Raw genomic sequence first — 24,497 nt, forward strand, 5'->3', positions numbered from 1 at the left:
CGTCCCCCTTTTCGATGAGTTGAATGGCACTCATGGTGTCATCTTTATGTGGTTCGCTCATCGGCGTTCACTTCTGCGAGGTTTTCTCATGCAAGCACCCGTTCCAGGCCGCTATCGCCACTTCAAGGGGGGTTACTATCAAGTGCTTGCCTTGGCTCTGCATACCGAAACCCAGGAGCAGCTGGTCATTTATCAATCCGAACAGGATGGTCAGGTCTATGCCCGTCCCGTCGCCATGTTTATGGAGTGGATTGAGCATCAGGGGCAGGTTGTCAGCCGTTTTGCCCCGGCAGGAGACTGACCACGCCTCCGTTTTTATCGTTCAAGGGATGAGCACTCGAGCTAAATGGTGTCACAAGTTGTCGCATGACGCCCTTGGGTATGAGATGTGCAGCCAGCTGTCTTAATGATAAATTTCTTATCTAATCAACAAATTGTGACGAATATCACATTCAGTGAGCCCTGCCTGCCGGGTTCGCAATCTGGACTCACACTCCCATAATGCTGCGCTTGTTCAAGCATGGGCCCTTCTCGGGTCTTGTTCGGTGTTATCTCAAATGGGAGAAATAATGTGAAACCTGTTGCTGCTGAGTTTATGGGCACTTTCTGGCTGGTATTGGGCGGTTGCGGCAGTGCCGTGCTGGCTGCAGCCTTCCCTCACGTCGGGATTGGTCTGCTGGGGGTCTCGCTGGCTTTCGGTCTGACCGTGCTGACCATGGCGTTTGCCATCGGCCATATCTCCGGTTGCCACCTCAATCCGGCCGTGACCGTCGGTCTGTGGGCGGGTGGTCGTTTTCCGGCCACCGGTGTACTGCCTTACATCGTGGCGCAAGTGCTGGGTGGCATTGCCGCCGCTGCCGTGCTTTACGTGATTGCCAGCGGTCAGGCCGGGTTTGATCTCTCTGCCGGTTTTGCTTCCAACGGCTACGGTGAGCACTCTCCGGGTGGTTATAGCCTGACTGCCGCACTGGTGTGTGAAGTGGTGATGACCGGTTTCTTCCTGTTCGTCATCATGGGCGCCACTGATAGCCGTGCGCCTGCCGGTTTCGCGCCGATCGCCATCGGTCTGTGCCTGACCCTGATCCACCTCGTCAGCATTCCGGTGACCAATACCTCGGTCAACCCGGCCCGCAGTACCGGTGTTGCGCTGTTTGTCGGTGACTGGGCTATCAGCCAGCTGTGGCTGTTCTGGGTTGCCCCGATTGTCGGTGCCATTCTGGGTGCGCTGGCTTATCGCCTGGTGGCGACTGAGCAGAAGTAATCATTTGCGAAACAAAGTGTGGTATCGACACGCCTGCGGGCGTGTTTTTTGTTTCTGGAGGGGCGAGAAAAGAGCATTAACCGAGGCTAACCTCAGAGCCCTTTAGCCTGCAGCATCTCTTTGTAGCGCAGGTGGAGGAGCTGGACGCGCTCCACATAGGCACGGGTTTCCGCATAGGGCGGGATACCGCCATGTTTTTGTACGGCGCCCGCGCCGGCGTTGTAGGCCGCGGTCGCCAGCGCCACGTTGCCGTCATACTGCTTGAGCAGTCCCGCCAGGTATTTCACCCCGCCGAAGATATTCTGCTCCGCCAGCAAGGCATTGCCGACCCCCAACTCCCGCGCCGTGGCGGGCATCAGCTGGGTCAGCCCCATCGCCCCCTTGCGGGAGACCGCCAGCGGATTGAAAGCGGATTCCGCATGGATCAGCGCCCGGATCAGCGCAGGCTCAACCTGATAGGTTTTGGCGGCCGCCTTGATGGTGCTGGCATAGTCATAGAGAAACAGCCCTGTGGTCTGCCAGTTGACGCTGGATTTGGGATCGCAGGCGAAGCAGTCATTGAACAGCAGTAGCTCGTAATGGCCCTCTTCGGGTGCCATATCTGAGTAGCGAACCACCCCGTTCTGTTGCACCGATTTATAGACCTGGATCTGCTTCTTGCTGTTGGTGGCGACTGCCGCTGTTTGAGCGGTGTCGGGTTGTGGGACGGGAGTGGCATCTTTGACCGGACGCAAGGGGGAGGGAGCTGTGGTCAGGAAGATCACCTCCGCGGGGGGGGGAGTCTGGCTCCATCCGCTCAGGGGGATCAACAACATATGGCCTGCCAGCATCCATGCTTTCAACCCTAATACTCCTTCTTGTGATGACCATGTTGAGTAAAGCATCATGACGAGGGCAGAACAAGCGGCCAACAGGGGGCAAATGATCCGATTCGGTGACCGGGATCAAAGTATCCGCCACAATAAAGGATTGTCATCATAAAGCACGGTTTTGGCAGTCGGGCGGTGGGCCATGGCCTCTTCCACCGGGTAAGCAAGCTGCCCACGACGTCCGCTTTTTTGTTGACGAGAGGCATGCTATCGTGCTGCGTCATGTGGTCGGATTAGCGCACCGTATCTGGCACTAATAACTGATTATCAAAGGATTTGTCTGTGACAAGCAAGCTGGCGATGGAACTCACTTTCGAAGAGTACTGCGACGCCGACCTATCCCTTATCAGGGACTATTACGAGACGACGTTTTCCCACTATGTGCCGGATCTGGCCGAGCGGATCTTTGTCGTGCGTGATGCTCACTGGCTGGTGGGGGCGGTACGGCTGCGGGACGAGGAGGAGTTTTACCATCTGTGCGGCTTTCGCCTGTTGCCCCACTACCAGTCGCTGGGATTGGGGTCACGGCTGCTGCAGCACGCCTGTCACGGTCTGTTGGACAAACCTGTGGTCTGTCAGGCGCTGCCCTTCGAGAAGCCTTTCTATCTCAAGGCCGGGTTTGCCGATATGCCCCTCAATCAATTGAGCGGGTCGCTTTTCTCCCTCTACGAGCGGCAGCAGCAGCAGGGGTATCAGGTGGAGCTGCTGGTACGGGATACCACCCAGCCCCTCCTGAATTGAGCGGTTTAGCGGGGTTTGGTCAGCAGGTGGATCTTGCCCGGTGACAGCTCCAGCCCCAGCAGATTCTCCTTCAGCCAGGCCTGATCCGGATCCTTGTCATTGAGTTTGTAGACCGGTTTGGTCTCGAGCCGCTTCTCCATGCTCTGCAGTAGCATGTTGAGCATCAGTCCGAACTTCTTCTCGGCCGCCTCCGGCTCCAGCTTGTACTCCATCAGCTTCATGTTATCAAGAAACAGCGCGCTCAGGCTCTTGTCATAGCGGGGTCTCGCCTCATAGGTCATCTGCAGGCGGGCGTCATATTCGGTATTGTCTGGCAGGGCGATTTTGAGCTTGCCCCTGCCATAGACCCGGGCGGTATCGGGGCGTTGGCGACCGATCTGGACATCGCTCTGCTCAAGCGTCACATGGGCCTTGATGATGCCCGGCAGCTCCAGCTGTTTGTCGACTTGCACCTGAGATTGCAGGTACTGGTTTATCTGTTGCTCATTGATGTCATATGAGCCTTGGCCTAGCATGGCCAGGCTGAGCAGCATAGATTGCAGGATCATGCGTGCGACCTGATAGAATGGATTTGCCTTACAGCATACCATCCCGGCCGGTTGGGGTCTGCCCACCGCGCTGTTTGTCGATTAGAAGGAGTCCCCGTTGTTTAACGGTCTGGAACACGATCTTCAACTGCTGTTTTCCCGTTTTCTGGGTTGGCTGCTACTGCTTTTTCATACCGTGATTGTCACCGGTGTGTCGTTTCGGGTGGTGATGAAACGCCGTCCCATCGGGGTGTCGCTGGCCTGGCTGGCGCTGATCTATGCCATTCCGTTTGCCGGGGTGGGTTTCTATGTGCTGTTTGGTGAAATAAAGCTGGGGCGCCGTCGTGCCGAGCGCGCCCAGGCCATGTATCGCCCTTATGCCATCTGGATCCGTCAACTGGCCCGTCTGTTCCCGCAGCACTGCTGCGAAGTGGGCGCCAAAGCACAGCCGCTGCACGATCTCATCCAGGGACGGCTCGCCATGCCGATGCTCTCTGGCAACCGCATGACCTTGCTCAACAAGCCGGACTGGATCTTGCGCGAGATTGCCCAGGATATCCGTCGCTCGACGCTCTCCTGCTATCTGGAGTTCTATATCTGGCATCCGGGCGGCGATGCCGACGAGGTGTGCGAGGCGCTGATTGAAGTGGCGCAACGCGGCGTGGATTGTCGCTTGCTGCTTGATTCGGTGGGCAGCAAGCAGTTCTTCCGCTCCCACTGGCCCAAAAAGCTGCGCAAGGCGGGGGTCAAGCTGGTGGAGGTGCTGCCGGTCGGCGCCTGGCGCATTCTGTTCCAGCGTCAGGATCTGCGGATGCACCGCAAGCTGGTGGTGATCGATGACAGGGTGGGTTACACCGGCTCCATGAACATGGTGGATCCCCGTTTCTTCAAACAGGATGCCGGGGTCGGCCAGTGGGTCGACATCATGATCCGGGTGCAGGGGCCCATGGTGCCGCTGATGTGGTCGATCTTTGTCTGGGACTGGGAGATGGAGACCGGCGAGCGGCTGCTCGACAGTCTGCAGCATGAGCCGGAGGCTTGGCCCCAGACCAACTACCGCGCCCAGCTGATCCCGTCCGGTCCCTTCGTCGGCGGCGACTGCATCCAGCAGAGCCTGCTGCTGGCCATCTATCAGGCACGCAGCCATCTGGTGCTGACGACCCCTTACTTTGTACCCGACGATCCGCTGGCGGCCGCACTCAGTTCGGCAGCGGCGCGCGGAGTGCAGGTGCAGCTGGTGTTGCCGGCACGCAATGACTCCATCATGGCCAATTACGCCTGCAACGCCTTTATGGAGGAGCTGCTGGCGGCCGGGGTGGAGATCTACCGCTATGATGCCGGTCTGCTCCATACCAAGAGCGTGCTGGTGGATGATGACTTCGCGCTGGTGGGGACGGTCAATCTGGATCGGCGCAGCCTCTGGCTCAACTTCGAGGTGACCCTGCTGGTGGATAACCCCTCGTTCGTGGCCCAGATGACCCGGTTGGTACAGGGCTATATGGCGGAAGCCACCCCGATGACCCTGGCCCAATGGCAGGCCCGCCCCTGGTACAAGAAGGCGATGGAGAACATCTTCTATCTCTTCAGCCCCTTGCTGTGATGTTGTGGCGAGCCGCAAGAAAGTGGACTCGCCATCTGATTGGACTTGCCTAGCCCCGAGTCCGCCCCGTAGAGTGCAGTGACAACTCCCTGGAGACACATGGATATATGAAAAAGATAGTGGCCCTCGCCGTGGGTGCGGCACTGGTAGGTGGTGGTCTGGCTGCATGCTGGTACACGGGCAACAGCTTCGACAACATCATGGCGGAGCAGATCGCCAAGGTAGAGCAAGAGACCGGTATCGACATGCAGTGGCAGCCGGGTAGCAGCAACCTCTTCACCCGTGACGGGGTCCTGAAGGTCGTGGTGACGCCGGAGGAGCTGGCTGCCATCGACAGCGAGCTGGAGGGCAGTCAGCCCATCGAGTTGCAACTGGTGGTCAAGAGCCAGATCCTGCCGCTCTATATCAAGAGCCACTTCCTGCTCGATACCCATAATGGCACGCTAGCGCCGGTTTTCACCGCACTGGGCATGGAGCAGTGGGAACTCGGTCTGGAGTCGGTCACCAGTCTCTGGACCCAGGGTAACAGCAGCCGTTTCTGGGCCAATGAATTCAAGATCAAACAGGGGCTGGACGAGTTCAGCTTCCTGCCCCTGAGCGGCGAGTTCCACGGCAATCTGGAGGGGAATGGTCACATCACCATGACCTGGCAGGGGATGACGGTCCATGAAGAGCAGAGCAAGATGGACTTGGTGCTGGCCGATCTGAAAGGGAGTGCCGACATTGCCGAGATCAGTGGTGTGCTCCTCTCGCCCCAGAGCGAGATGACCCTCTCGGCCCTCACGATACAACTGCCTGATAGCGTCAAGGTCGCCCTGCAGGGGATGACCACCGAGACTCAGCTGACCGGTGATGATGCCCAGACCCTCTCCAGCAGCTATCAGATGAAAATTGCCAAGCTGGATCTGGAGAACGAAACCGACACCCTGGCGGTGACCGACAGCAAGTTGGCGCTCAACCTCAACGGTCTGGATCTGGAAGGGTATCAGGGGCTGCAGGCCGCCGGTGGCAAGGGAGTTGAAGATGCCGCTATCCAGCAGGCGCTGGACAAGATGCTCAAACGTGGTGCGACCCTGGAGCTGGCCGATCTCAGCGCCAAGCTCAACGGTGAGGCGGTGACCATGAAGGGGGATGTGAAGCTGGCCTCCACCTCGCTGGAGCAGCTGTTCAACAGCGACGCGGGGATGCAGGCCCTCTCCGGCATGCTGCATGCCAGCCTCAGCGACAAGCTGGGCAAGGCGGTGCCACAACTGGCCCCCATGCTCGATCAGCTGACCCTGATGGGTTATTTGAAGGCCGACAAGCAAGTGCTGACCTCTGAGCTGAAGCTGGAGAAGGGCGCGGTGACGGTAAACGATCTGCCGCTCTGATATTTGGCGCAGAAACAACAACGGCTCCCGCGGGAGCCGTTGTTGTTTCTGGCGTTTGTATACGAGCCATGTGGGCGGATTACTTGAAGACCACCGTCTTGTTGCCGTAGACGAACACCCGCTCGTTCAGTACCAGCTCCAGCGCGCGGCTCAGCACCGATTTCTCCACATCCCGACCCGCCTTGGCCATGTCGTCCGCACTGAAGGCGTGACCGACGTGGATCACGTCCTGTTCGACGATGGGGCCCTCATCCAGATCGTCGGTCACGAAGTGGGCGGTGGCGCCGATCAGCTTGACGCCGCGATCAAACGCCTGCCGGTAGGGGCGGGCACCGATGAAGGCGGGCAGGAAGGAGTGGTGGATGTTGAGGATCTTGCGCGGATAGGCCTCGACGAAGCTCGGGGTCAGCACCCGCATGTACTTGGCCAGGATCACATAGTCAGGCTCATAGCTGTCGATGATGGCGCGTACCTGCTCTTCATGTTCAGTCCGGCTCAGATCCTCGTGACTGACGGTGTGGAACGGGATATCGAACTTGCCGGTGAGCTCGGCCAGGGTATCGTAGTTGCCGATCACCGCAACGATATCCATATCCAGCGCACCCGCGTAGTTCTTCATCAGAATATCGCCGAGGCAGTGGGTCTCTTTGGTCACCAGGATGACGATGCGCTTCTTGCCCGCCTTGACCAGACGGCGCTGGGCACCGGTGGGCAGGGCATCATCGAGGTCGGCCAGCAGGGTCTCGTCGTTGAAGCGCCCCTCCAGCTCGGTACGCATAAAAAAGCGGCCATTCTCGTGATCCACAAACTCATCGTTCTTGATGATGTTGAGCTGGTGCTTGTAGCAGATGTTGGTGATCTTGGCGATGAGCCCTTTGGCATCCGGGCAATCCGTGAGCAGTATTTTCTTTTCCATCTCTGTCATTTTCCGTTTGTGGTGTTGGCGCTGCTGTCTGCGCCGGCAGCGTTGTTCAGGCTCTCTTTTCGGGCGCTGTTTTTTTGTTTCGGGAACTATGCCATAAACCGATCCGAGCCATAAAGAAATTCGCCAGTCATGACCTCTCGTGCTGGCGAGCGTGCCGCAGAGCGGGATCCCGGGCGCAATGTTGAAACGCTTTTCAGCCTGCGGGGGATTTTGGCTGGTATCTGCAACCGTTTTTCTTTAGGCTGTCTGCGCTTATTCTCAGGGCGGGGCGCAATTCCCCACCGGCGGTATCCCGATTGACTCGGGGAGCCCGCGAGCGCCCGACCCGGCTGATTGCCAGGTCGGGGTCAGCAGATCCGGTGAGATGCCGGAGCCGACGGTCATAGTCCGGATGAAAGAGGATAAGACAGACCTTGCCGTTTTGGCCCTTGTGGGCTGGCCGCTGCATGCCCGTCTCTGTCTGCCTTTCCATGCCCTGATTCTGGTCCTTGTCTTGTTTAGGAGTTTTACCATGAATCAGTCTCTACTCAGTGAATTCGGTGATCCCGTTGCCCGTGTCGAAGCGGCGCTGTCTGCCTTGCGTGCCGGATGCGGCGTGCTGGTGGCCGACGATGAAGATCGGGAGAACGAGGGCGACCTCATTTTCGCCGCTGAATCCATGACCAATGAACAGATGGCGCTGATGATCCGCGAGTGCTCCGGCATCGTCTGCCTCTGCCTGTCCGACGAGCGGGTTCGCCAGCTGGAACTGCCAATGATGGTGGAGGCCAACTCCAGTCACTACCAGACTGCCTTTACCGTGACCATCGAAGCGGCGCAGGGGGTCACGACCGGTGTCTCGGCGGCTGATCGCATCACCACCATCCGTGCAGCCATCGCAGACGGCGCCAAACCGGGTGATCTGCACCGCCCGGGTCATGTTTTCCCGTTGTGTGCGCGAACCGGTGGGGTGCTTACCCGCCGTGGTCATACCGAAGCGACGGTCGATCTGATGCAGCTGGCTGGCCTCAAACCGTTTGGTGTGTTGTGTGAATTGACCAAAGAAGATGGCTCGATGGCGCGTCTGCCAGATCTGGTTGCGTTCGGTCGCAAGCACCAGATGCCGGTGCTGACCATCGAGGATCTGGTGCAATATCGTCAATTGTTGTCAGAACGTACAGCCTGAGCCTCATACGAAATTGTAATAAGGCAAAAATTTGGTTAACCTTTGTCCGTGCCCCCACCATACGGCACTCATTTTTTAGACGAATCTGGACAAAAACTGTTCATTCAAAAAAAAATGAGGGTTTTAATGCATTTATCTGTGGTGGGGACTATGCAAAGTAGGATTTTTTTGTGCCATAATCACGCCGCTTGCTAAACGTCTGGCGAGTTCAAGGGAGCTTTAAAAAATGAAAAAATTGTTGTTGGTAGGTGTTGTTGGTCTGTCCGCTCTGCTGGGCGGTTGTGCAAACACCAGCGAACTGGAAACTTCCGTTCAGAATCTGTCTAACAAAGTTGACCAACTGGCTCAAGATGTTAGCGCAGTTCGTGCTGATCAGTCCAAAATCGCTGCTGATGTTGCCGAAGCCAAGCAAGAAGCTATGCGTGCTAACCAGCGCATCGACAACATGGCTACTTCCTACAAGAAGTAATCCATGCGAAAAAAATGGCGCAGTTTTGCGCCATTTTTTTTTGCCTGAAATTCACCGTATCTCCACTATTCTCACAGTAACTTATTCCCACAGTACCTTCTTCGTACTTGACCCATGAGGTCATGCCGGTTTCCCGGCACTCCCCCATCATTACCAGCCAGTTCGATTCCGCTCAGTAGAGCAGACTATAGAGTTTGCGACGGTAGCTCTGCGCCGCCGGTGTGCTGCCCATGGTCGCCAGAATATCGAGATAGGTCTTTCTGGCATCGCCGAATGCCAAATCCCGTTTGAGGATCTCCAGCAGCAGTCCCAACGCCTCTTCCTGACGACCAGCCTGGTTGTATTGCACCGCCAGCTCCTGAGTCAGGGAAAAATCATCAGGCTGTTCTGCGTGGCGGGCTTCCAGCGCGCGCAGCTCCGGGCTGTCTGCCGCTTGCAGGGCCAGCGCCAGCCGTGAGCTCAGGGTATGGAAGTGACCATCCTGCGCCATCATCGGGATGGTGCCGAGGCGCTCCTGCGCTTCATCCAGCAGGTTGAGGTCGAGCGCAGCTTGAATGAGCCACAGGCTGATGTCGTGGCGTTCAGGAGCCAGCTGGTGTGCCTTGGTCAGATGGGCATAGGCGATGCTGGGCTGCTCGTCAGCCAGTGCTTGTTGCCCCTTGGCCAGCAACTCTTCCTCTTCTTTGGGGGCGAAGGCGGCGAAATACTGGCGCAGGGTGGCTTCATCCTGCGGCCCTTCGATGATCCCCTGTTCGTCAGGGCGACCCTGATGGAACAGCACCAGCGCCGGCAGGGCGCGCAGACCAAGCTGACTGGCCAGCGGCTGCAGCTGGGGATCGTTCATATCCACCTTGGCCAGGGTGACCTGCTCATTGGCGGGCCCAACCAGTGATTCGATCAGCGGTGTCATCCCCTGGCACTCCGGCATCTGCGGAGCATGGAAATAGATGACGACCGGCTTCTTCATGGACGCATCGATAAGTTCAGCGTGAAAATTCTGGGGAGTAATGTCGACGATCATGAGTTGGACTCTTCAGAAAGGGTGTTGAGTAACATGGGGTTAAGCGAGTGGCAATTCAAGCGCTCATCCAGCCGGTAAAAGGTCACAGGGGCTGCCGCCGCTGCGAGGCTGAGCCAGCCGCTGGCAAAGGGCCAATCCTGTACCTGATAAGGGGTGTCATCGAGCCGGTTGTCGAGTCGCCATCCTTCCTCCGGGATAAATCGTACCTTCTCCAGCCCCGCCGCTATGCCGCCACCGTGGGCTTTCAGTACCGCCTCCTTGCGTGACCAGAGCCGGTAGAAGGAGTTCTCCTGCTCTTGAGCAGGCTGTGCGCAGAGCCACTCATATTCACTCTGTGCATAAAAGCGGCGGGCCAGGGGGAGGGGATGATGCCGCCGTTTGCCCAGTTCGATATCCACTCCAAGCGGCCCCTGCGGGCAGAGCGCCAACACCAGCCAGCTGCCACTGTGGCTCAGATTGAACTGCCAAGCATCATCATGCAGTCCGGGCTTGCCGTGGGGGCCGTTGCAAAATTGCAGACTGGCGGCAGGTTGTTGCAGCCGCCCGGCCAATAGCTGGCGCAGCAGGGCGCGGCTCACCAGATATTCCTGACGCCGTTCAGGATGGGTCATGGCTTGCCAGATATGTTGCTCATCGGTTGACAGCCATTCAGGCAATTGAGCAAGCAGTTCCTGGCATACCCTGGCCGGTTTTAACAAAAAAAGATCGGTTTCGATCATGATTTTTCACTTTAAAAAGGTGCTGAAGCAGGGATAAAAGCCAGTTATCTATGAGGCCCAAGGCTCTTTTTGCGATTGTATATTGTTTGGGCATGATCACATTAATTATGAAAAATCGTGCATTTCCTTGCAAAAATGTGAGCTTGATAGGGATTTTCACTTGCCTCGATAGAATTCTTGGATATAGTCGGGTGCTGTTGCCTTATAAATTGCCCTTTGGGGCCGTATTTTAACAAGATTTACTATTTAGCGGGGATAAAGGATTGCGCCACCTGATGCTACTGCTGGTCGCGCTCGGAATGGTGGGTTGTGCCTCGGCACCCCAACCCGAGGTCGCGAGCAAGATCGAAGTTTCCATGGTTGAACCTGTCATCGAACCGGAAGCTTCCCAGACACCCGATGTGAATGAAATCCTGACTGTATATAAAGAGTGGCGTGGTGTTCCGTACCGTATGGGTGGCAGCAGCCAGCGCGGTATCGACTGTTCCGCCTTTGCCCGTGAAGTGTTCCGCAATGCCGTCGGTATCGAATTACCCCGCGATACCCGCTCCCAAGTCCATGAAGGGACGCGCGTTTCCAAGCAGGATCTGGTCGAGGGTGACCTGGTCTTCTTCAAAATCAATCGTCGTCTCAACCACGTTGGTATCTATGTCGGCAATGGTGAATTCATCCACGCCTCGACTCGCGCCGGTGTGACACGCTCCAAGCTGGATAGCCAATATTGGCGCAACAAGTTCTGGCAAGCTCGCCGGATCGATATCTGAGTCAGGCTGGACAAACGGCTCGCAGTACGGACTGTTTTTCCAACCTCACTTGAACCGGGCTCGATAGCCCGGTTTTTTATTGCCCTCGTTTAGACTTTCCCGAGTCAAATCACTATAGTGTGGGCCCGTTTTCTTCGGCAGGCTCAGCATGAAACCCCGCATCCCATCAGCCGGTGGCCCCAAGTCGGGCGACCGTAAATCCGGACTTCACTCCCGTAATCGCCATCAGGCGGGTTACGACTTTGAGGCGCTTTGCCTGCGAACTCCCGAATTGGCCGCTCATGTCTTTATCAATGACTACGGTACCCGCACCATCGATTTTGCCGATCCCGATGCAGTGAAGACTCTCAATCGCGCCCTGCTGGCCCATCACTACGGGATTGCCCACTGGGACTTGCCTGCCGGTTACCTCTGCCCGCCTATCCCGGGACGGGTGGACTACCTGCACTGGGCGGCCGACCTGCTGGCCGAGAGCGCAGGCCAGCTCCCTACCGGCAAGGGGGTGAGGGTGCTGGATATCGGGGTGGGGGCAAACTGCATCTATCCGTTGCTGGGGGCCCGCGAATATGGCTGGCGTTTTGTGGGATCGGATATCGATCCGGTCTCGGTCAAGGCGGCCACCCTGCTGGCCAAGAGCAACGGACTCGGCAACCAGATTGAGTGTCGCCTGCAGGGCAACCCCAACCATGTGTTTCGCGGCATCATAGGGCCAAAGGAGCGCTTTGCCCTGACGCTGTGCAATCCGCCGTTCCACGCGTCGCTGGAAGAGGCGAGCAAGGGGACGGAGCGCAAGCTGCGCAATCTGGGCAAGGAGGTGACAGGCGCTCCTGTGCTTAATTTTGGCGGCCAGAAGGCCGAGCTCTGGTGCGAAGGGGGCGAGGCGGCGTTTCTGGCCAACATGATTGCCCAGAGCAAGGAGTTTGCCACTCAGTGCCTCTGGTTCAGCTCGCTGGTGTCGAAAAAAGAGAACCTGCCGGGGGCGAAAAAGGCGTTGAGCCGGGTGGGGGCGCGTCAGGTACGGGTGATCGACATGGCGCAGGGCAACAAGGTGAGCCGGATCCTCGCCTGGTCCTTTCTGGATGAAGAGGGATTGCGTCGCGGCTGGTCGAGCGCGCGCTGAGTCCCCACCACAAGGCCCGATGAGGGCCTTTTTTCATGATGAGCCCCGCGAATTTCCCCTGCTGGCGGCATCTTTGGCAATCGATTTCCTCATTGGCAGATCGTGCTGGTTTACATGGTGTAAGTAGTTACTTCCGCCTTGGTACAGGTGTACGCCGAGATTTTTTTGCACTTACAGCTGAAACTTTAATAAAATAGGACTGGTTAGACCTCTTTACAGGCAATGAATCACATAGGGATCGGAACATGAAAGTTGTCGATTTTCTGAAGCGCAAGCGCGAAATTTTGGCGCAGCACCCCTTTGAGCTCAAGGATTGGCTCTCACCGGCGATCCGCGACTACTGGCGTGAGTTTCAGCAAAAGGCACATCTTCACCCTTTGCTGGGTCGTGTACTGGACTTGCAAACCGAGACCCAGAGCGAGCAGCAACAGGATGCAGCAACCGTGGCACGGGTGGCCAACGGTCAGCCTGCCGTGGCTCAGGAACCCGCTGTGGAGCTGGGGGCCGAGGCAGCCGAGCTCTATGCCGCCCTGCAGGCTCGCATTGGTGAAGAGACCCATGTGGGCGAGTGGCTGCACGTCAGCCAGCAGATGATCGATCAGTTTGCTGCCGTGACCGGGGATCATCAGTGGATCCACACCGATCCGGAGCGCGCGGCCGCCGAGTCGCCTTTCAAGACCACCATCGCCCACGGCTTCCTGACCCTGGCGCTGCTGCCGCAGTTGACCGGCTCGGTCGATGAGGCCACCCCCGAGTTCCCGACCGCCCGCATGGTGGTGAACTTCGGGCTGGATCAGGTACGTTTCCCGTACCCCATCAAGGTGGACAGCAACATCCGCGCCCGCACCAAGCTGGCCCGGGTCACCCCCATCAAGGGTGGGCTGGAGCTGCTCAAAGAGATCAAGGTGGAGATCGAAGGGATCCGTCGCCCGGGTTGCGTCATCGAGTCGGTGACCCGCATCTACTTCTGAGCCCCTCATCGGTATGAATGGTGAAACGGGCCCGCTGTCGTGTGCAACGAACAGCGGGCCCGTTTTTTTGCCTGTTTGTTGCAAGGTCTGAGGCGTCAGCCATCGCGCGCCGACCCCAGCTTGATATGACTCACAAAACGGTGCGCCGTGCAGTTAGCCAGCTCTCATTTTGGCGAGTTGGCCGCGTGAGGCGATAGCATGTTATGCCACTATTGGCTTCTTACTCCCGATCCTGGAGACAATAGTGCCCATCAATAACAAGATTATTCTGCCACTGCTGCTGAGCCTCGCCATCCTGCTGATCCCGACCCACTGGATCCCGCTGGAGGGGATCACCGTCATCGAGCAGCGGGTCGTGGCTATTTTCGTGCTGGCCGCCCTCTGCTGGATCCTGGAGCCCATCCCTATCTTCGCCACCTCGGTGCTGATCATCGTGCTGGAGCTGCTGCTGCTCTCCGACAAGGGGCTCTGGTTCATGACTGCCGACAAGGCAGAGCCGGGATTTGGTGAGCTGCTCAAGTCCACCGAGGTGATGGCGACCTTTGCCTCGCCGGTCATCATGCTGTTTCTCGGCGGTTTTTTTCTCGCCATTGCGGCGACCAAATACCATCTGGACGTCAATCTGGCGCGGGTGCTGCTGCGCCCGTTCGGTCAGGATCCCCGGATCGTCATGCTGGGGCTGATGCTGATCACCGCCACCTTCTCCATGTTTATGAGCAATACCGCCACCACCGCCATGATGCTGGCCATTCTCACCCCGGTGCTGGCGGCGTTTCCCGACAAGGACCCGGCCAAAATCGGCTTTGTACTGGCCATTCCGCTGGCGGCCAACCTCGGGGGGATCGGCACTCCCATCGGTACTCCGCCCAACGCAGTGGCCCTCAAATACCTGACCGGCGAGCATGCCATCTCGTTCGGTCAGTGGATGGGGTTTGCGGTGCCCTTTGTGGTATTGCTGTTGCTGCTTGGCTGGTTTCTGCTGGGGCGCTTCTTCCCGAGCACCCTCAAGCGGATGGATCTCAAGATTGAGGGGCGCTTTATGCAGACCCCTCGCGCCTGGGTGGTCTACCTCACTTTTATCACCACCATAGTGCTCTGGCTACTGGGGGATCTGCACGGCATGAGCTCCTACGTGGTCGCCATGATCCCGGTGGCAGTGTTCCTGACCACCGGCATCATCACCAAGGACGATCTGCACAAGATCTCCCTCGATGTGCTCTGGCTGGTGTCGGGCGGTATCGCGCTGGGGCTGGCGCTGGAGGACTCCGGGTTGGCCGAGCGGCTCATCACCCATATTCCGTTCCACGAATACTCCACGCTGGCGGTGCTGGTCGGCGCCTGTCTGCTGGCGGTGGTGATGGCCAACTTTATGTCCAACACCGCAACCGCCAACCTGCTGCTGCCACTGGTGGCGGCACTGGCGGTCAGCATGCCGGAGCTGGCCGAGTGGGGCGGCAGCCACACCCTGATCCTGGCGGTTACCATTTCGGTCTCACTCGGGATGTCGCTGCCCATCAGTACCCCACCCAATGCGCTGGCCCACGCCACCGGTCTTGTGGAGAGTCACCAGATGGTGCGCATCGGTGTCATCATGGGGTTGGTCGGCACATTGCTGGCGATGGTGTGGATCTACCAGATTGCCGCCTGGGGGCTGATCTAGCGAACCTGTTCGCCTAAAGCAAAGAGGAGCCGATTTGGCTCCTCTTTGCGTGTTGGGGATCCGAGGCTAGAAACTGGCACCAAGGCTGAGCAGGTGTCTTAATTCGCTCTCCCGGGGTTCCGGGCTGCCTGTGTCGACAAGGATGTCAGCATCTTCCCAATCCAGCTCACTCGACCAGGAGAGGCGCAGATGGTCGTTGAAGTAGTAGCGCAATCCTATGCTGCCTTTCAGATCCTGATTACGGGTGAAATAGGGGGAGGCTTGTGCCAGATATTTCAGATAGCGCCCCTGGCTGAACAGCTCCATTTTCTCCTGCCAGAGGGAGAAAGGTTGGCGATAATCCCAGTTAAAACCGGCGAAGGGGTAGTCAATGACCCGTTCACCCAGAAAAATCTTGGGAACCTCGCTATCTTCACGGAAGTAGAGTCGGCTTAATCCCCCTTGGGCCATCAGCTCCAGTCGGCGGCGTTTGTCGTTCCAGAAGCGGTAGCCCGGCCCCGAGCCATAGTCCATATAGAGATAGCGATCTTTATCCAGCATGTCATATTCGGCATCGAGTGAGGTGCGCAAGAACCACTGCTGGTTGAAGAAGTAGTCCAGCGTAGGGTTGAGCTGATAATCATGGCTGTCGGTGATGTTGTCAGCGGTCTCATAGGTATATTCACCGGAGAAGCTGTAACGCCAGTCCAGATTGGCCAGCTCGCTTTTCCACTTGAGGTTGACGTTGTTGGTCTGCTTGTCATTCTGTTTGAGTTTGACATTGAGATCGCCGCTGCCGGTCCAGAGCCAGGCGTTGCGTTCATCCTGGTCATCCTCGAACAGCTTGAGCCCACCCTTTGCCGTCGCCTTGGGTTTGTCCTCTTTATCAATGCGCCAGCGTTTGATGGCCTCCCGCTTGACGGTCACCGCGCCGCTGTAGGGCAGGGCGATGCGCACCGACTGTTCGGTCACCTCCTCGATGTTACCGGTCAGACGATCGCCATTGTTCATCCAGAGAATGTCCTTGGCCCACAAGGAGTGACAGGCCAACAGGAATAGGAGGGGCAGGAATTTCATGAGGTAAGGTGACTCCGGTGCGACTCGGGCGCTGGTTACTTAGCCACTGACAAGTTGGCTGCTGATGGGGCGGGGCAGGCCATTTTTGCTCTCCAGCGCAGCCGTCACCTCATCCTGCATCACGTCAGGTGCGCTGATAAAGCTCTCTATGGCCGGAGATAGCACCAGCGGGGCGCCATTTTCAAGCTCCTCTTCGGTGCGAGAGAGCGGGGAGTGTACCTCCAGCCAGCGCCGACCATCCGGTTCGATGGCGACCTTGACCGGTTGATTGATGACCCGCACCGGCGTGCCGATCGGCACAATCTTGAACAGGGCCTCGATATCGTCAGGTCGCAGCCGGATGCAGCCTGCACTTACCCGCAGGCCAACGCCAAAATCCTTGTTGGTGCCGTGGATCAGGTAGTCGCGCTTGCCATAGCCAAGGCGCATGGCGAACTTGCCAAGGGGATTCTCCGGGCCGGGGGGCACTACGGCGGGCAGGGTGATCCCTTTTTGCTCCAGCCAGGATTTGCGCACCATGGGGCCGGGCACCCAGGTCGGGTTGGGATTCTTCTCGATGACCGTCGTGGTCATCTCGGGTGTTTCGCGGCCGATATCGCCAATCCCGATGGGCAGCACGATGACCTCGCTCTTCTCTTTGGGGAAGTAGTAGAGGCGCAGTTCGGGCAGATTGATGACGATCCCCTCGCGAGGCACATCAGGCAGCAGCATCTGGGTGGGCAGCGTCAAACGGGTGCCCGGCTTGGGTAAATAGGGGTCTACACCCGGATTTGCCTCAAGCAGTGCCAAAAATCCAATTTGCGTATTTTTGCCAACCAGCTCCAGATGTTCATTCTGCTGGATAATGTAATCCTCCAGCTCACCGATGAGGCGACTCCCAGCAGGTGGCAGCGGGTAGCGTTTGGCCTCTGCCGGCGCGGCGCAAAGCAGGATCGCTGCCAGCAGCATGGAAAGGGAAGGCGTTATGGAGAGGGGCATAAGTTTTGGCAATCGCATAAGAAGATCCATCAGTTCAATCGGGGCGGAACATCATCAATACAGCCGCCAGGATGGCGCGATTGTTCCTCAATCAGCCCATGATTACCAGCTTGCCGCGCACTCGCAATGATGTGGGGATACATAGGAAACCTGCCAAAATCGGCATCACCCATAAATTTGAGCACCAAGCAGGAAAAAGAGACGCCTCATGGCAATGGGGGGAATATCACGATATGGATAATGGCCGGGTGTGCGAGAGGGTTAATGTCGGGTGGATGCAGGGTGGCCTAGCAACGCGAACAGCACGCGCCGCATTGTGAGCCTGCTCCCAGATATCTGATTCAGCCATTTGATATCTAAGAAATTTTTATTGCATCCTCGGCCCAGCTTGGGTAAAACTCTCTCCCCACGGAGAGATGCCGGAGTGGCCGAACGGGATTGACTCGAAATCAATTGTGGCAGCAATGCCACCCAGGGTTCGAATCCCTGTCTCTCCGCCACATACCAAGCCCAACCTGTTTAGCAGGTTGGGCTTTCTCTTTTGGTGATGTGCTGAGGGATTATCCGGCTGCCTGTGTATCTGTGGTCATCGGCCCGGATGAATGCTGTTGTATGCTCGCCGTGCCCGCCAGGCCTGAATGCGCGCCTGGGTGCCGATGACGAAGACGAAGAAGACCGGTACGAAGAAGATGGCCAGCAGGGTGCCGCTGATCATGCCGCCAAACACGCCGGTGCCAATGGCGTGCTGGGTCTCCGCGCTGGCGCCACTGGCGAGCATCAGCGGCACCACCCCGAGGGTGAAGGCCAGCGAGGTCATCAGAATGGGGCGCAGGCGCAGGCGGGCAGCAGTGACAGCTGCATCAAGCAGCGAGCGTCCTTCACTGTGCAACTGGCGCGCAAACTCCACGATGAGGATGGCATTCTTGGCCGATAGACCGATGATGGTGATCATGCCTACTTTAAAGAAGACGTCGTTGGGCATGCCGCGCAGCATCACGGCCGCGACGGCACCGAGCAGGCCCAGCGGCACCACCAGCATCACCGAGAGCGGGATCGACCAGCTTTCATAGAGTGCCGCCAGCACCAGGAAGACCACCAGCGCCGACAGCAGCATCAGCAGGGGGGCCTGCTCGGCCGACTGGCGCTCTTGCAACGACTGTCCCGTCCAGGCCAATGCGAAGCCTGGTGGCAATTGCGCCACCAGACGCTCCATCTCCGCCATCGCCGCTCCGCTGGAGATGCCGGGCGCTGCCCCTCCGGCAATACGCACGGCAGGGAAGCCATCGAAGCGCATCATTTGTTGCGGCGATTCGCGCCATTCCGGTGTCACCACCTCCCGCAAGGGGACCATGCCGCCGTTGGCATTGCGCACCCGCAGGCCGAGCACGTCATCGAGCTGCATGCGCGCCGACGCGTCGGCCTGCAGAATGACCTGCTGCATGTGCCCGCCGTTGGGGAAGTCGTTGACGTAGAGCGACCCCATTGCGGCCGACAGGGTACTGCTTACGCTGGCGAACGAGAGTCCCATGGCTTCGGCCTTCTGTCGGTTGATCTCGAGGTGAATGCTCTCGCCGGGAGGCAGATTGTCGGGATACACATCACTGACTACCTGGCTTTTGGCAGCCAGTTCCAGCAGTTGTGCCTGAGCGGCCAGCAGCGCGGCTTCCCCCCGGTTGGCCCTGTCTTGCAGGAACAGGGTGAAGCCGGAGGCGGTGCCCAGTTCGTCAATGGCGGGCGGCAGCAGGCTCATTACCGTGCCTTCAGGAATATTTGCCATAGCCGCTTGTGCCAGATCTGCCTCTTCGGCTGCCGTGGCACCATGACGCTGATCCCAATCTTTGAGCATGGTGAAGGCCATGGCCGCATTGGGGCCTGCGCCGGAGAAGCTGAAGCCCTGCACCACCAGGTTGGTGTCCAGCGCCTCGCGAGAGGCGACGTGAGCCTCGAAGGCCTTGACCACCTCAAGGGTGCGCTCGCTGGTGGCGCCGGTCGGCAGCTGGATGGAGGTCATGAAGTAACCCTGGTCCTCGTCCGGCAGAAAAGAGGAGGGCAGCTGGGCGGCAGCGAGGGCCAGCACGGTGCAGAGGGCGGCAAAGGTTGCCATCATCCGTCCGCTGCGCCCGACCAGCCGGGTTACCCGCGCACCGTAGCCTGCCGTGAACCGCTCGAAACCCCGGTTGAAGGCACCGAAGAAGCCGCGCTTCTCATGATGATCCGGACTGACCGGACGCAGCAGGGTGGCGCAGAGCGCAGGCGTCAGGGTCAGGGCGAGGAAGGCCGAAATGAGGATCGACACCGCCATCGACAGGGTGAACTGCTGGTAGATGACCCCCACCGAGCCGCTGCCAAACGCCATGGGGAGGAACACCGCCGTGAGCACCAGGGTGATGCCGATCACCGCCCCGGTGATCTCTTTCATGGCCTGAGACGTCGCCTCCCGGGGCGACAGCCCCCGGGTGGCCATCAGGCGCTCGACGTTCTCCACCACCACGATGGCGTCGTCGACTATGATGCCGATGGCCAGCACCATGCCGAACATGGTGAGGGAGTTGATCGAAAAACCGGCCAGCAGCATCACCGCGAAGGTGCCAAGCAGAGCGATGGGGGCGACGATGGCCGGGATCAGGGTGTAGCGCAGGTTCTGCAGGAAGAGAAACATCACCAGAAATACCAGCACCATGGCTTCCAGCAGGGTGTGGATCACCTTTTCGATGGAGACCTTGACGAAGGGGGCCGAGTCAAACGGGATCGAATAGGCCATGCCCGCCGGCAGGGTGGGGGCGAGCTGGGCGAGACGGGTGCGCACCGCATCTGCGGTACGCACGGCGTTGGCGCCGGGGGAGAGCTGGATGGCGGCGCTGGTGGCGGCCACGCCGTTCTCCCGGTTGGAAAAGGCGTAGGATTGCGCCCCCAGCTCGACCCGGGCGACATCACCCAGCACCAGCTTGGCGCCATCACCACCTGCTCGCAGCACGATGGCGGCGAATGCCTCGGGAGTCGTCAGCTGCCCTTGAACCGTGAGGGGAACAGTCAGGCGCTGCCCCGGTAGGGCGGGTTCGTCACCGAGGCGCCCCGGTGCAATCTGGATGTTCTGCTGCTCGATGGCCTGTGCCACCTCGCCGATGGTCAGCCCGTAGGCGGCGAGTTTGGCCGGATCTACCCAGATGCGCATGGCCTGCTCGGCGCCGAACAGTTGCACCCGCCCCACCCCGTCGATGCGGCGCAACTCCTGCACAATATTGCGTGCCATGTAGTCGTTGAGGGCAACCTCATCGAAGCGGCCATCCGGTGAGGTCATGCCGACCATCATCAGAAAGCCGGAGGAGGCGGACTCCACCTGCAGGCCGGTTTGCCGCACCGCTTGTGGCAAGCGAGGTTCGACCGCCTTGATGCGGTTTTGTACGTCCATCTGGGCCAGCTCCGGATCGGTGCCCGGCTTGAAGGTGGCAGTGATCTGCGCGCTGCCCGAGGCGTCCACCGAGGACTCGAAGTAGAGCAGGTTCTTCACTCCCGACAGCTCGCGCTCGATAAGGCTCACCACCGCATCGTTCAGGGTCTGCGGTGTGGCGCCCGGATAGGTGGCATAGAGGGTCACCGACACCGGCGCCACCGAGGGATAGCGGGAGATGGGGAGCTTGGGGATGGCAATGACCCCTGCCAGCACGATGAACAGGGCGATCACCCAGGCAAACACCGGGCGATGAATAAAAAACTGCGGCATGGATAACTCTCCGATTCAGCGAATGCCACCGTCAGCCGGTTGGCTGACAGCGGGTGCTTGCCAGGGGGAGGCAATGACCTGAACCCCCGGGGTCAGACGGTCGATCCCTTCGATCACCACCTGTTGCCCGGCACTGAGCCCGGACGCGATGCGGTACTGGCTATTCACCAGTTCAGCGGTGTTGACCGGAACCAGCTGTGCCTGCCCCTGGCCATCCACCACCCACACGCTGGTCTGACCCGAGGTGCGAACTACCGCTTGCTGGGGCACGGTCAGGGCGTTGGCATAGCGGGCACGGGGGATGCGCGCCTGCACATAGAGGCCGGGCAACAGGCGCCGCTCAGGGTTATCCACCAGCACCCGCAGCAGCACGTCGCCGGTCCCGGCATCGACCTCGATGCCGGAGAAGAGGATGCGCCCCTGCATCCCCAGCGGCGTGCCATTGCTGCCGAGGATCTCCACCGCCAGTTCCGGTGCCGTTGAGCCAGCCTGCTGGCGCAGGGATTCCAGCACCGAGGCCGGTTGGCGCACATCAACGTAGACCTGATCAATCTGCTGGATCCTGGCCATGGGTGTGGCATCGGTGGGCGACACCAGGGCCCCTTCACTCACCAGCGCCTGATCGATGCGCCCGGCGATGGGGGCCTCCACGCTGGCAAATTGCAGGTTCAGCTGGTGCCGGGCCAGAGTCGCCCTGGCCTGGGCTACATCGGCATCCGCCTGATCCCGCTGGGAGATCGCATCGTCATAGGTCTGGCGGCTGATGGCGTCGGTGCGCAGCAACGGCTTCAGGCGCTCAATCTGGATGCGGGCGCGGGCCAGCACGGCCTCGGCCCGTTGCAATGCTGCGGCGGCGCTGTCGACATCGGCCTTGAAGGGTGCCGGGTTTATCTGGAACAGCACTGTGCCTGCGCTGATCTCGGCGCCCTGCTCGAACAGGCGGCGCTGCACGATGCCGCTGATCTGGGCGCGAATGTCGGCGCTGCGCAGTGCCGCCACCCGGGCGGGCAGATCCTCGCTGATGACCAGCTCCCGACCAGTCAGTGTCAGCACCGACACCTGAGGAGGGGCGGGTGCTTCCTGCTCTTGCTGCGCGACATCGCAACCCGCCAACCCGAATGCGGCAATGACGGCGAGCAGGGCGCCCGCATACCGCTGTTTGACAAACATCATCCACTCACCTCGTTAAACCGTCTCTCCGGTGTGATGTGACCGGAGAGTGCATCGAGCGGCCATTATGGCGAGGGGCTATTGCGAATGATTCGAGGCTTTGTGGAGAATCCATGGAGGCGATGATAAAGTTCAACGCCACCTTTTTTCGAGTCCGACTATGTCCCATCTCAATGCTTCCGCCAGCCCGGCGGGCCAGTCACTGGTACTGATTGCAGAGGATGAAGCCGAGATCGCCGACATCCTCGCCGCTTACCTGCAACGTCATGGCTTGCGCTCCCTGCACGCCGCCGATGGCCGTGAAGCGCTGGCCATGCATCAGGCATTCAAACCCGATCTCCTGCTGCTGGATGTGCAGATGCCGCAACTGGATGGCTGGCAGGTGCTCAGCGAGATCCGGGCGCGTGGCGACACGCCGGTGATCATGTTGACTGCCCTCGATCAGGATCTCGACAAGCTGATGGGGCTGCGCATGGGGGCGGATGACTATGTGGTCAAACCCTTCAATCCGGCCGAAGTGGTGGCGCGAGTGCAGGCCGTGCTCAGGCGCACCCGGGCCGTAAAGCCAGCCACGGCGAACGTGCTGCGGGTCGGCCAGTTTCAGATCGATCTGGAGAGCCACGAGGCCAGCATTTTCCGCGCTGACCAGCAGCAGGTGCTGGAGCTGACACTGACCGAGTTCAAGTTGCTCGCCTCTTTGATGCGGGCGCCGAAACGGGCGTTCAGCCGCGCCGAACTGCTGACTCACTGCTTGCCGGAGGGGGATACCCAGGAGCGTACGGTGGATAGCCACATCAGCAAGTTGCGCAAAAAACTGGAGACACACGGCATTCAGGGGGTCCCCGCCAGTGTCTGGGGCGTTGGCTATCGCTTCGGGGGCGATGCATGAAATCGGCGCCCGGCCTTCGCAGGCAGATCATCCGCTCTCTGGGCTTGATGACGCTTGGTATCATCTCCCTCGCGGTGATCGGCACCTATGTGTTTTATGGCATCGCCGTGGCGTTTGTGCCGGGCAGCATCTCCGAGACCTGGGTGCCCTCCAGAGTCGAGATGTTATGGATCGGCTCCACCATTCTCATTGCATTGGGGATGGCGCTGTACGTGGCGGTGCGCCTATCTCGCCGCATCCTGACTCCCCTCAACTCGGTGGCAACCAGCCTGCGCGAGGTGGCCGAGGGCAAACTCGATGCCCGTGTGCCGGAGGATGAGCAGGCGATCGGGGAGACGGCGCAGCTGGTGCGCGACTTCAATACCATGGCCGAGCGGCTGCAGAGCATGACCCGTGAGCGGGAGTTCTGGAATGCTGCCATCGCCCACGAGTTGCGCACTCCGGTGACCATTTTGCGCGGCCGTTTGCAGGGGCTGGCCGAAGGGGTATTTCCTCCCAGCAGCGAACTCTTCGAGGGGTTGCTGCGTCAGGTGGAGGGGCTCAATCACCTGATCGAGGATTTGCGGGTATTGAGCCTCAACGACAGCGGCCATCTGGAGTTGCAGCGGACCGAGGTCAGGCTGGCCGACGAGCTTGCCGTGGTGCTTGAGGCATTTGCCAGCCCTCTGGCGGCGAGCGGATTTGTGTTGCAGCGGGAGCTCGATAGCGAACTTCATGTTTGCTGCGATCTGTTTCGTATCCGTCAGGCTCTGATGGCGCTGTTGGAAAATGCCCAGAAGCACGCGCTGCCGGGCCTGCTGACCGTGCGGCTGTATCGCTCGGAGAGTGCGTGCGTCCTGAGTGTGGAAGATGAGGGGCCAGGCATCAGCGAGGAGATCGCCGCCTGTATCTTCGATGCGTTTCGTCGCGGAGATCCGTCACGCTCTCGCAAGAGCGGCGGCAGCGGACTCGGACTCGCCGTGGTCAAGGCGATTGCAGAGGCCCACGGCGGCAGTGCGGTTTGCCAAGCTACCGGGCGAGGAGGGAGCCGATTCATGCTCTCCTGGCCCATCTCGGCCATGTCCGGTTGCCCTGAAACCTAGCCTGCGGGCGGCGGGTTATGGTGAAGCTATACAGCTGCCCGCTGCCCGCACAGGGGCGTTTGACAAGCGACCGTCATAGGGTTTTCTACCGCTTGTGCCGGGTGAGCAGGAGGGGTTGGGACATGGCTCATTTGGCGCGAAATCATGGTTTTTTGCCGCTAAAAATTGAAACCGTTTTCAGAAATCCTTTTCAACTGTGATCCGCTTCAAAGCTTTTTCGGGCGCCAACCTCTAGCATTGGCTCCACGAATTAGGGGCTAGCGCTCCCGATTTTCCCGCTGTGGGAGGTAACCGGATGATCCGGCTATTTCCTTCGTTACTTTCGACGGTCATCATGGATGGCCGTTTTTTTTTGAGTTATTTCACGGTAAAGGGTCGAGCCGCTGGCGCTTTACCGTTAAAATTCCGCTTTTGCACTT

General features: G+C 59.3%; 22 protein-coding genes, 1 tRNA gene and 1 riboswitch. Of the genes, 14 read left to right on the top strand and 9 right to left on the bottom strand.

Features of this window, described 5'->3' with window-relative positions:
- Positions 1-88 precede the first annotated feature (88 nt).
- Both I6L41_RS02540 and aqpZ read left to right on the top strand, forming a co-directional pair.
- A complete protein-coding gene (locus I6L41_RS02540) occupies positions 89-301 on the top strand; it encodes a DUF1653 domain-containing protein (RefSeq protein WP_005334366.1) in 213 nt (70 codons plus the stop codon).
- 270 nt (positions 302-571) lie between these two features.
- Positions 572-1,261 carry an aquaporin Z gene (gene aqpZ / locus I6L41_RS02545; RefSeq protein ID WP_139731123.1) on the top strand — a complete coding sequence of 230 codons (690 nt, stop codon included), beginning with the start codon at positions 572-574 and terminating at the stop codon, positions 1,259-1,261.
- A gap of 92 nt (positions 1,262-1,353) precedes the next feature.
- Here the strand turns inward: aqpZ and I6L41_RS02550 are convergent, their stop codons facing one another.
- Positions 1,354-2,091 (bottom strand): lytic transglycosylase domain-containing protein, encoded by a 738-nt coding sequence (locus I6L41_RS02550; protein WP_216963795.1) that lies wholly within the window; start codon positions 2,089-2,091, stop codon positions 1,354-1,356.
- Positions 2,092-2,430: 339 nt separating this feature from the next.
- Here I6L41_RS02550 and I6L41_RS02555 point away from each other — a divergent pair, with 339 nt between their 5' ends.
- Entirely contained in the window at positions 2,431-2,871 is a 441-nt protein-coding gene (locus I6L41_RS02555; RefSeq protein WP_041980377.1) for a GNAT family N-acetyltransferase, read from the top strand.
- A 5-nt stretch (positions 2,872-2,876) separates the two neighbouring features.
- Here I6L41_RS02555 and I6L41_RS02560 read toward each other — a convergent pair whose 3' ends face one another.
- Positions 2,877-3,419, bottom strand: coding sequence for a DUF1439 domain-containing protein (locus tag I6L41_RS02560; protein WP_216961807.1), 543 nt, complete (start codon positions 3,417-3,419; stop codon positions 2,877-2,879).
- A gap of 97 nt (positions 3,420-3,516) precedes the next feature.
- Between I6L41_RS02560 and cls the strand changes: the two genes are divergently transcribed.
- The gene (gene cls / locus I6L41_RS02565; protein WP_005361740.1) at positions 3,517-4,998 is read left to right on the top strand and encodes a cardiolipin synthase; all 1,482 of its coding nucleotides are present in this window, start codon (positions 3,517-3,519) and stop codon (positions 4,996-4,998) included.
- A 107-nt stretch (positions 4,999-5,105) separates the two neighbouring features.
- On the top strand, positions 5,106-6,368 hold the full coding sequence (locus tag I6L41_RS02570) for a DUF945 family protein (RefSeq protein WP_216961809.1): 1,263 nt from the start codon (positions 5,106-5,108) through the stop codon (positions 6,366-6,368).
- 79 nt (positions 6,369-6,447) lie between these two features.
- Here I6L41_RS02570 and purU read toward each other — a convergent pair whose 3' ends face one another.
- Complete coding sequence (gene purU / locus I6L41_RS02575; protein ID WP_005361738.1) at positions 6,448-7,284, bottom strand: formyltetrahydrofolate deformylase; 837 nt, start codon at positions 7,282-7,284, stop codon at positions 6,448-6,450.
- Between the two features lie 259 nt (positions 7,285-7,543).
- Positions 7,544-7,700: riboswitch (FMN riboswitch) on the top strand.
- Between the two features lie 104 nt (positions 7,701-7,804).
- Here purU and ribB point away from each other — a divergent pair.
- Both ribB and I6L41_RS02585 read left to right on the top strand, forming a co-directional pair.
- Entirely contained in the window at positions 7,805-8,458 is a 654-nt protein-coding gene (ribB, locus tag I6L41_RS02580; RefSeq protein ID WP_216961812.1) for a 3,4-dihydroxy-2-butanone-4-phosphate synthase, read from the top strand.
- 226 nt (positions 8,459-8,684) lie between these two features.
- Positions 8,685-8,927: an Lpp/OprI family alanine-zipper lipoprotein gene (locus tag I6L41_RS02585; RefSeq protein WP_005334342.1), complete on the top strand. Its 243-nt coding sequence runs from the start codon at positions 8,685-8,687 to the stop codon at positions 8,925-8,927.
- A gap of 172 nt (positions 8,928-9,099) precedes the next feature.
- On the opposite strand, the gene I6L41_RS02590 is transcribed toward I6L41_RS02585, so the two are convergent.
- Together I6L41_RS02590 and I6L41_RS02595 are read right to left on the bottom strand one after the other, a co-directional pair.
- On the bottom strand, positions 9,100-9,948 hold the full coding sequence (locus tag I6L41_RS02590; protein WP_005361736.1) for a tetratricopeptide repeat protein: 849 nt from the start codon (positions 9,946-9,948) through the stop codon (positions 9,100-9,102).
- Positions 9,945-10,667 carry a 4'-phosphopantetheinyl transferase superfamily protein gene (locus I6L41_RS02595; RefSeq protein ID WP_216961813.1) on the bottom strand — a complete coding sequence of 241 codons (723 nt, stop codon included), beginning with the start codon at positions 10,665-10,667 and terminating at the stop codon, positions 9,945-9,947. Before I6L41_RS02595 ends, I6L41_RS02590 begins: the two co-directional genes overlap by 4 nt.
- A 275-nt stretch (positions 10,668-10,942) precedes the next feature.
- On the opposite strand from I6L41_RS02595, the gene I6L41_RS02600 reads away from it, so the two are divergent.
- The 4 genes from I6L41_RS02600 to I6L41_RS02615 all read left to right on the top strand — a co-directional run bounded on the left by I6L41_RS02600 (position 10,943) and on the right by I6L41_RS02615 (position 15,182).
- A complete protein-coding gene (locus I6L41_RS02600; protein ID WP_005334331.1) occupies positions 10,943-11,431 on the top strand; it encodes a C40 family peptidase in 489 nt (162 codons plus the stop codon).
- A gap of 148 nt (positions 11,432-11,579) precedes the next feature.
- A complete protein-coding gene (rlmF, locus tag I6L41_RS02605) occupies positions 11,580-12,551 on the top strand; it encodes a 23S rRNA (adenine(1618)-N(6))-methyltransferase RlmF (protein ID WP_127005749.1) in 972 nt (323 codons plus the stop codon).
- A gap of 245 nt (positions 12,552-12,796) precedes the next feature.
- Complete coding sequence (locus I6L41_RS02610) at positions 12,797-13,522, top strand: MaoC family dehydratase (protein ID WP_204483864.1); 726 nt, start codon at positions 12,797-12,799, stop codon at positions 13,520-13,522.
- Between the two features lie 244 nt (positions 13,523-13,766).
- Positions 13,767-15,182 carry a DASS family sodium-coupled anion symporter gene (locus I6L41_RS02615; RefSeq protein WP_076495096.1) on the top strand — a complete coding sequence of 472 codons (1,416 nt, stop codon included), beginning with the start codon at positions 13,767-13,769 and terminating at the stop codon, positions 15,180-15,182.
- Positions 15,183-15,248: 66 nt separating this feature from the next.
- Here the strand turns inward: I6L41_RS02615 and I6L41_RS02620 are convergent, their stop codons facing one another.
- Together I6L41_RS02620 and I6L41_RS02625 are read right to left on the bottom strand one after the other, a co-directional pair.
- Positions 15,249-16,238 (bottom strand): DUF481 domain-containing protein, encoded by a 990-nt coding sequence (locus I6L41_RS02620; RefSeq protein WP_058059928.1) that lies wholly within the window; start codon positions 16,236-16,238, stop codon positions 15,249-15,251.
- A gap of 39 nt (positions 16,239-16,277) precedes the next feature.
- Positions 16,278-17,186, bottom strand: a complete 909-nt coding sequence (locus I6L41_RS02625) for a L,D-transpeptidase family protein (RefSeq protein WP_234781340.1) — start codon at positions 17,184-17,186, stop codon at positions 16,278-16,280.
- Between the two features lie 440 nt (positions 17,187-17,626).
- Here I6L41_RS02625 and I6L41_RS02630 point away from each other — a divergent pair.
- A tRNA-Ser gene (locus tag I6L41_RS02630) sits at positions 17,627-17,716 on the top strand.
- Positions 17,717-17,802: 86 nt separating this feature from the next.
- Here the strand turns inward: I6L41_RS02630 and I6L41_RS02635 are convergent.
- Together I6L41_RS02635 and I6L41_RS02640 are read right to left on the bottom strand one after the other, a co-directional pair.
- Entirely contained in the window at positions 17,803-20,937 is a 3,135-nt protein-coding gene (locus tag I6L41_RS02635) for a multidrug efflux RND transporter permease subunit (RefSeq protein ID WP_216961815.1), read from the bottom strand.
- 15 nt (positions 20,938-20,952) lie between these two features.
- Positions 20,953-22,110 carry an efflux RND transporter periplasmic adaptor subunit gene (locus I6L41_RS02640; protein WP_216961818.1) on the bottom strand — a complete coding sequence of 386 codons (1,158 nt, stop codon included), beginning with the start codon at positions 22,108-22,110 and terminating at the stop codon, positions 20,953-20,955.
- A gap of 157 nt (positions 22,111-22,267) precedes the next feature.
- On the opposite strand from I6L41_RS02640, the gene I6L41_RS02645 reads away from it, so the two are divergent.
- Together I6L41_RS02645 and I6L41_RS02650 are read left to right on the top strand one after the other, a co-directional pair.
- On the top strand, positions 22,268-22,996 hold the full coding sequence (locus tag I6L41_RS02645; protein WP_216961821.1) for a response regulator: 729 nt from the start codon (positions 22,268-22,270) through the stop codon (positions 22,994-22,996).
- Positions 22,993-24,078 carry an ATP-binding protein gene (locus I6L41_RS02650; RefSeq protein ID WP_216961825.1) on the top strand — a complete coding sequence of 362 codons (1,086 nt, stop codon included), beginning with the start codon at positions 22,993-22,995 and terminating at the stop codon, positions 24,076-24,078. The genes I6L41_RS02645 and I6L41_RS02650 overlap by 4 nt, the downstream gene beginning before the upstream one ends.
- Positions 24,079-24,497 lie beyond the last annotated feature (419 nt).

It is taken from the genome of Aeromonas sp. FDAARGOS 1411, from assembly GCF_019047125.1.
Classification (GTDB): Bacteria; Pseudomonadota; Gammaproteobacteria; order Enterobacterales; family Aeromonadaceae; genus Aeromonas; species Aeromonas veronii.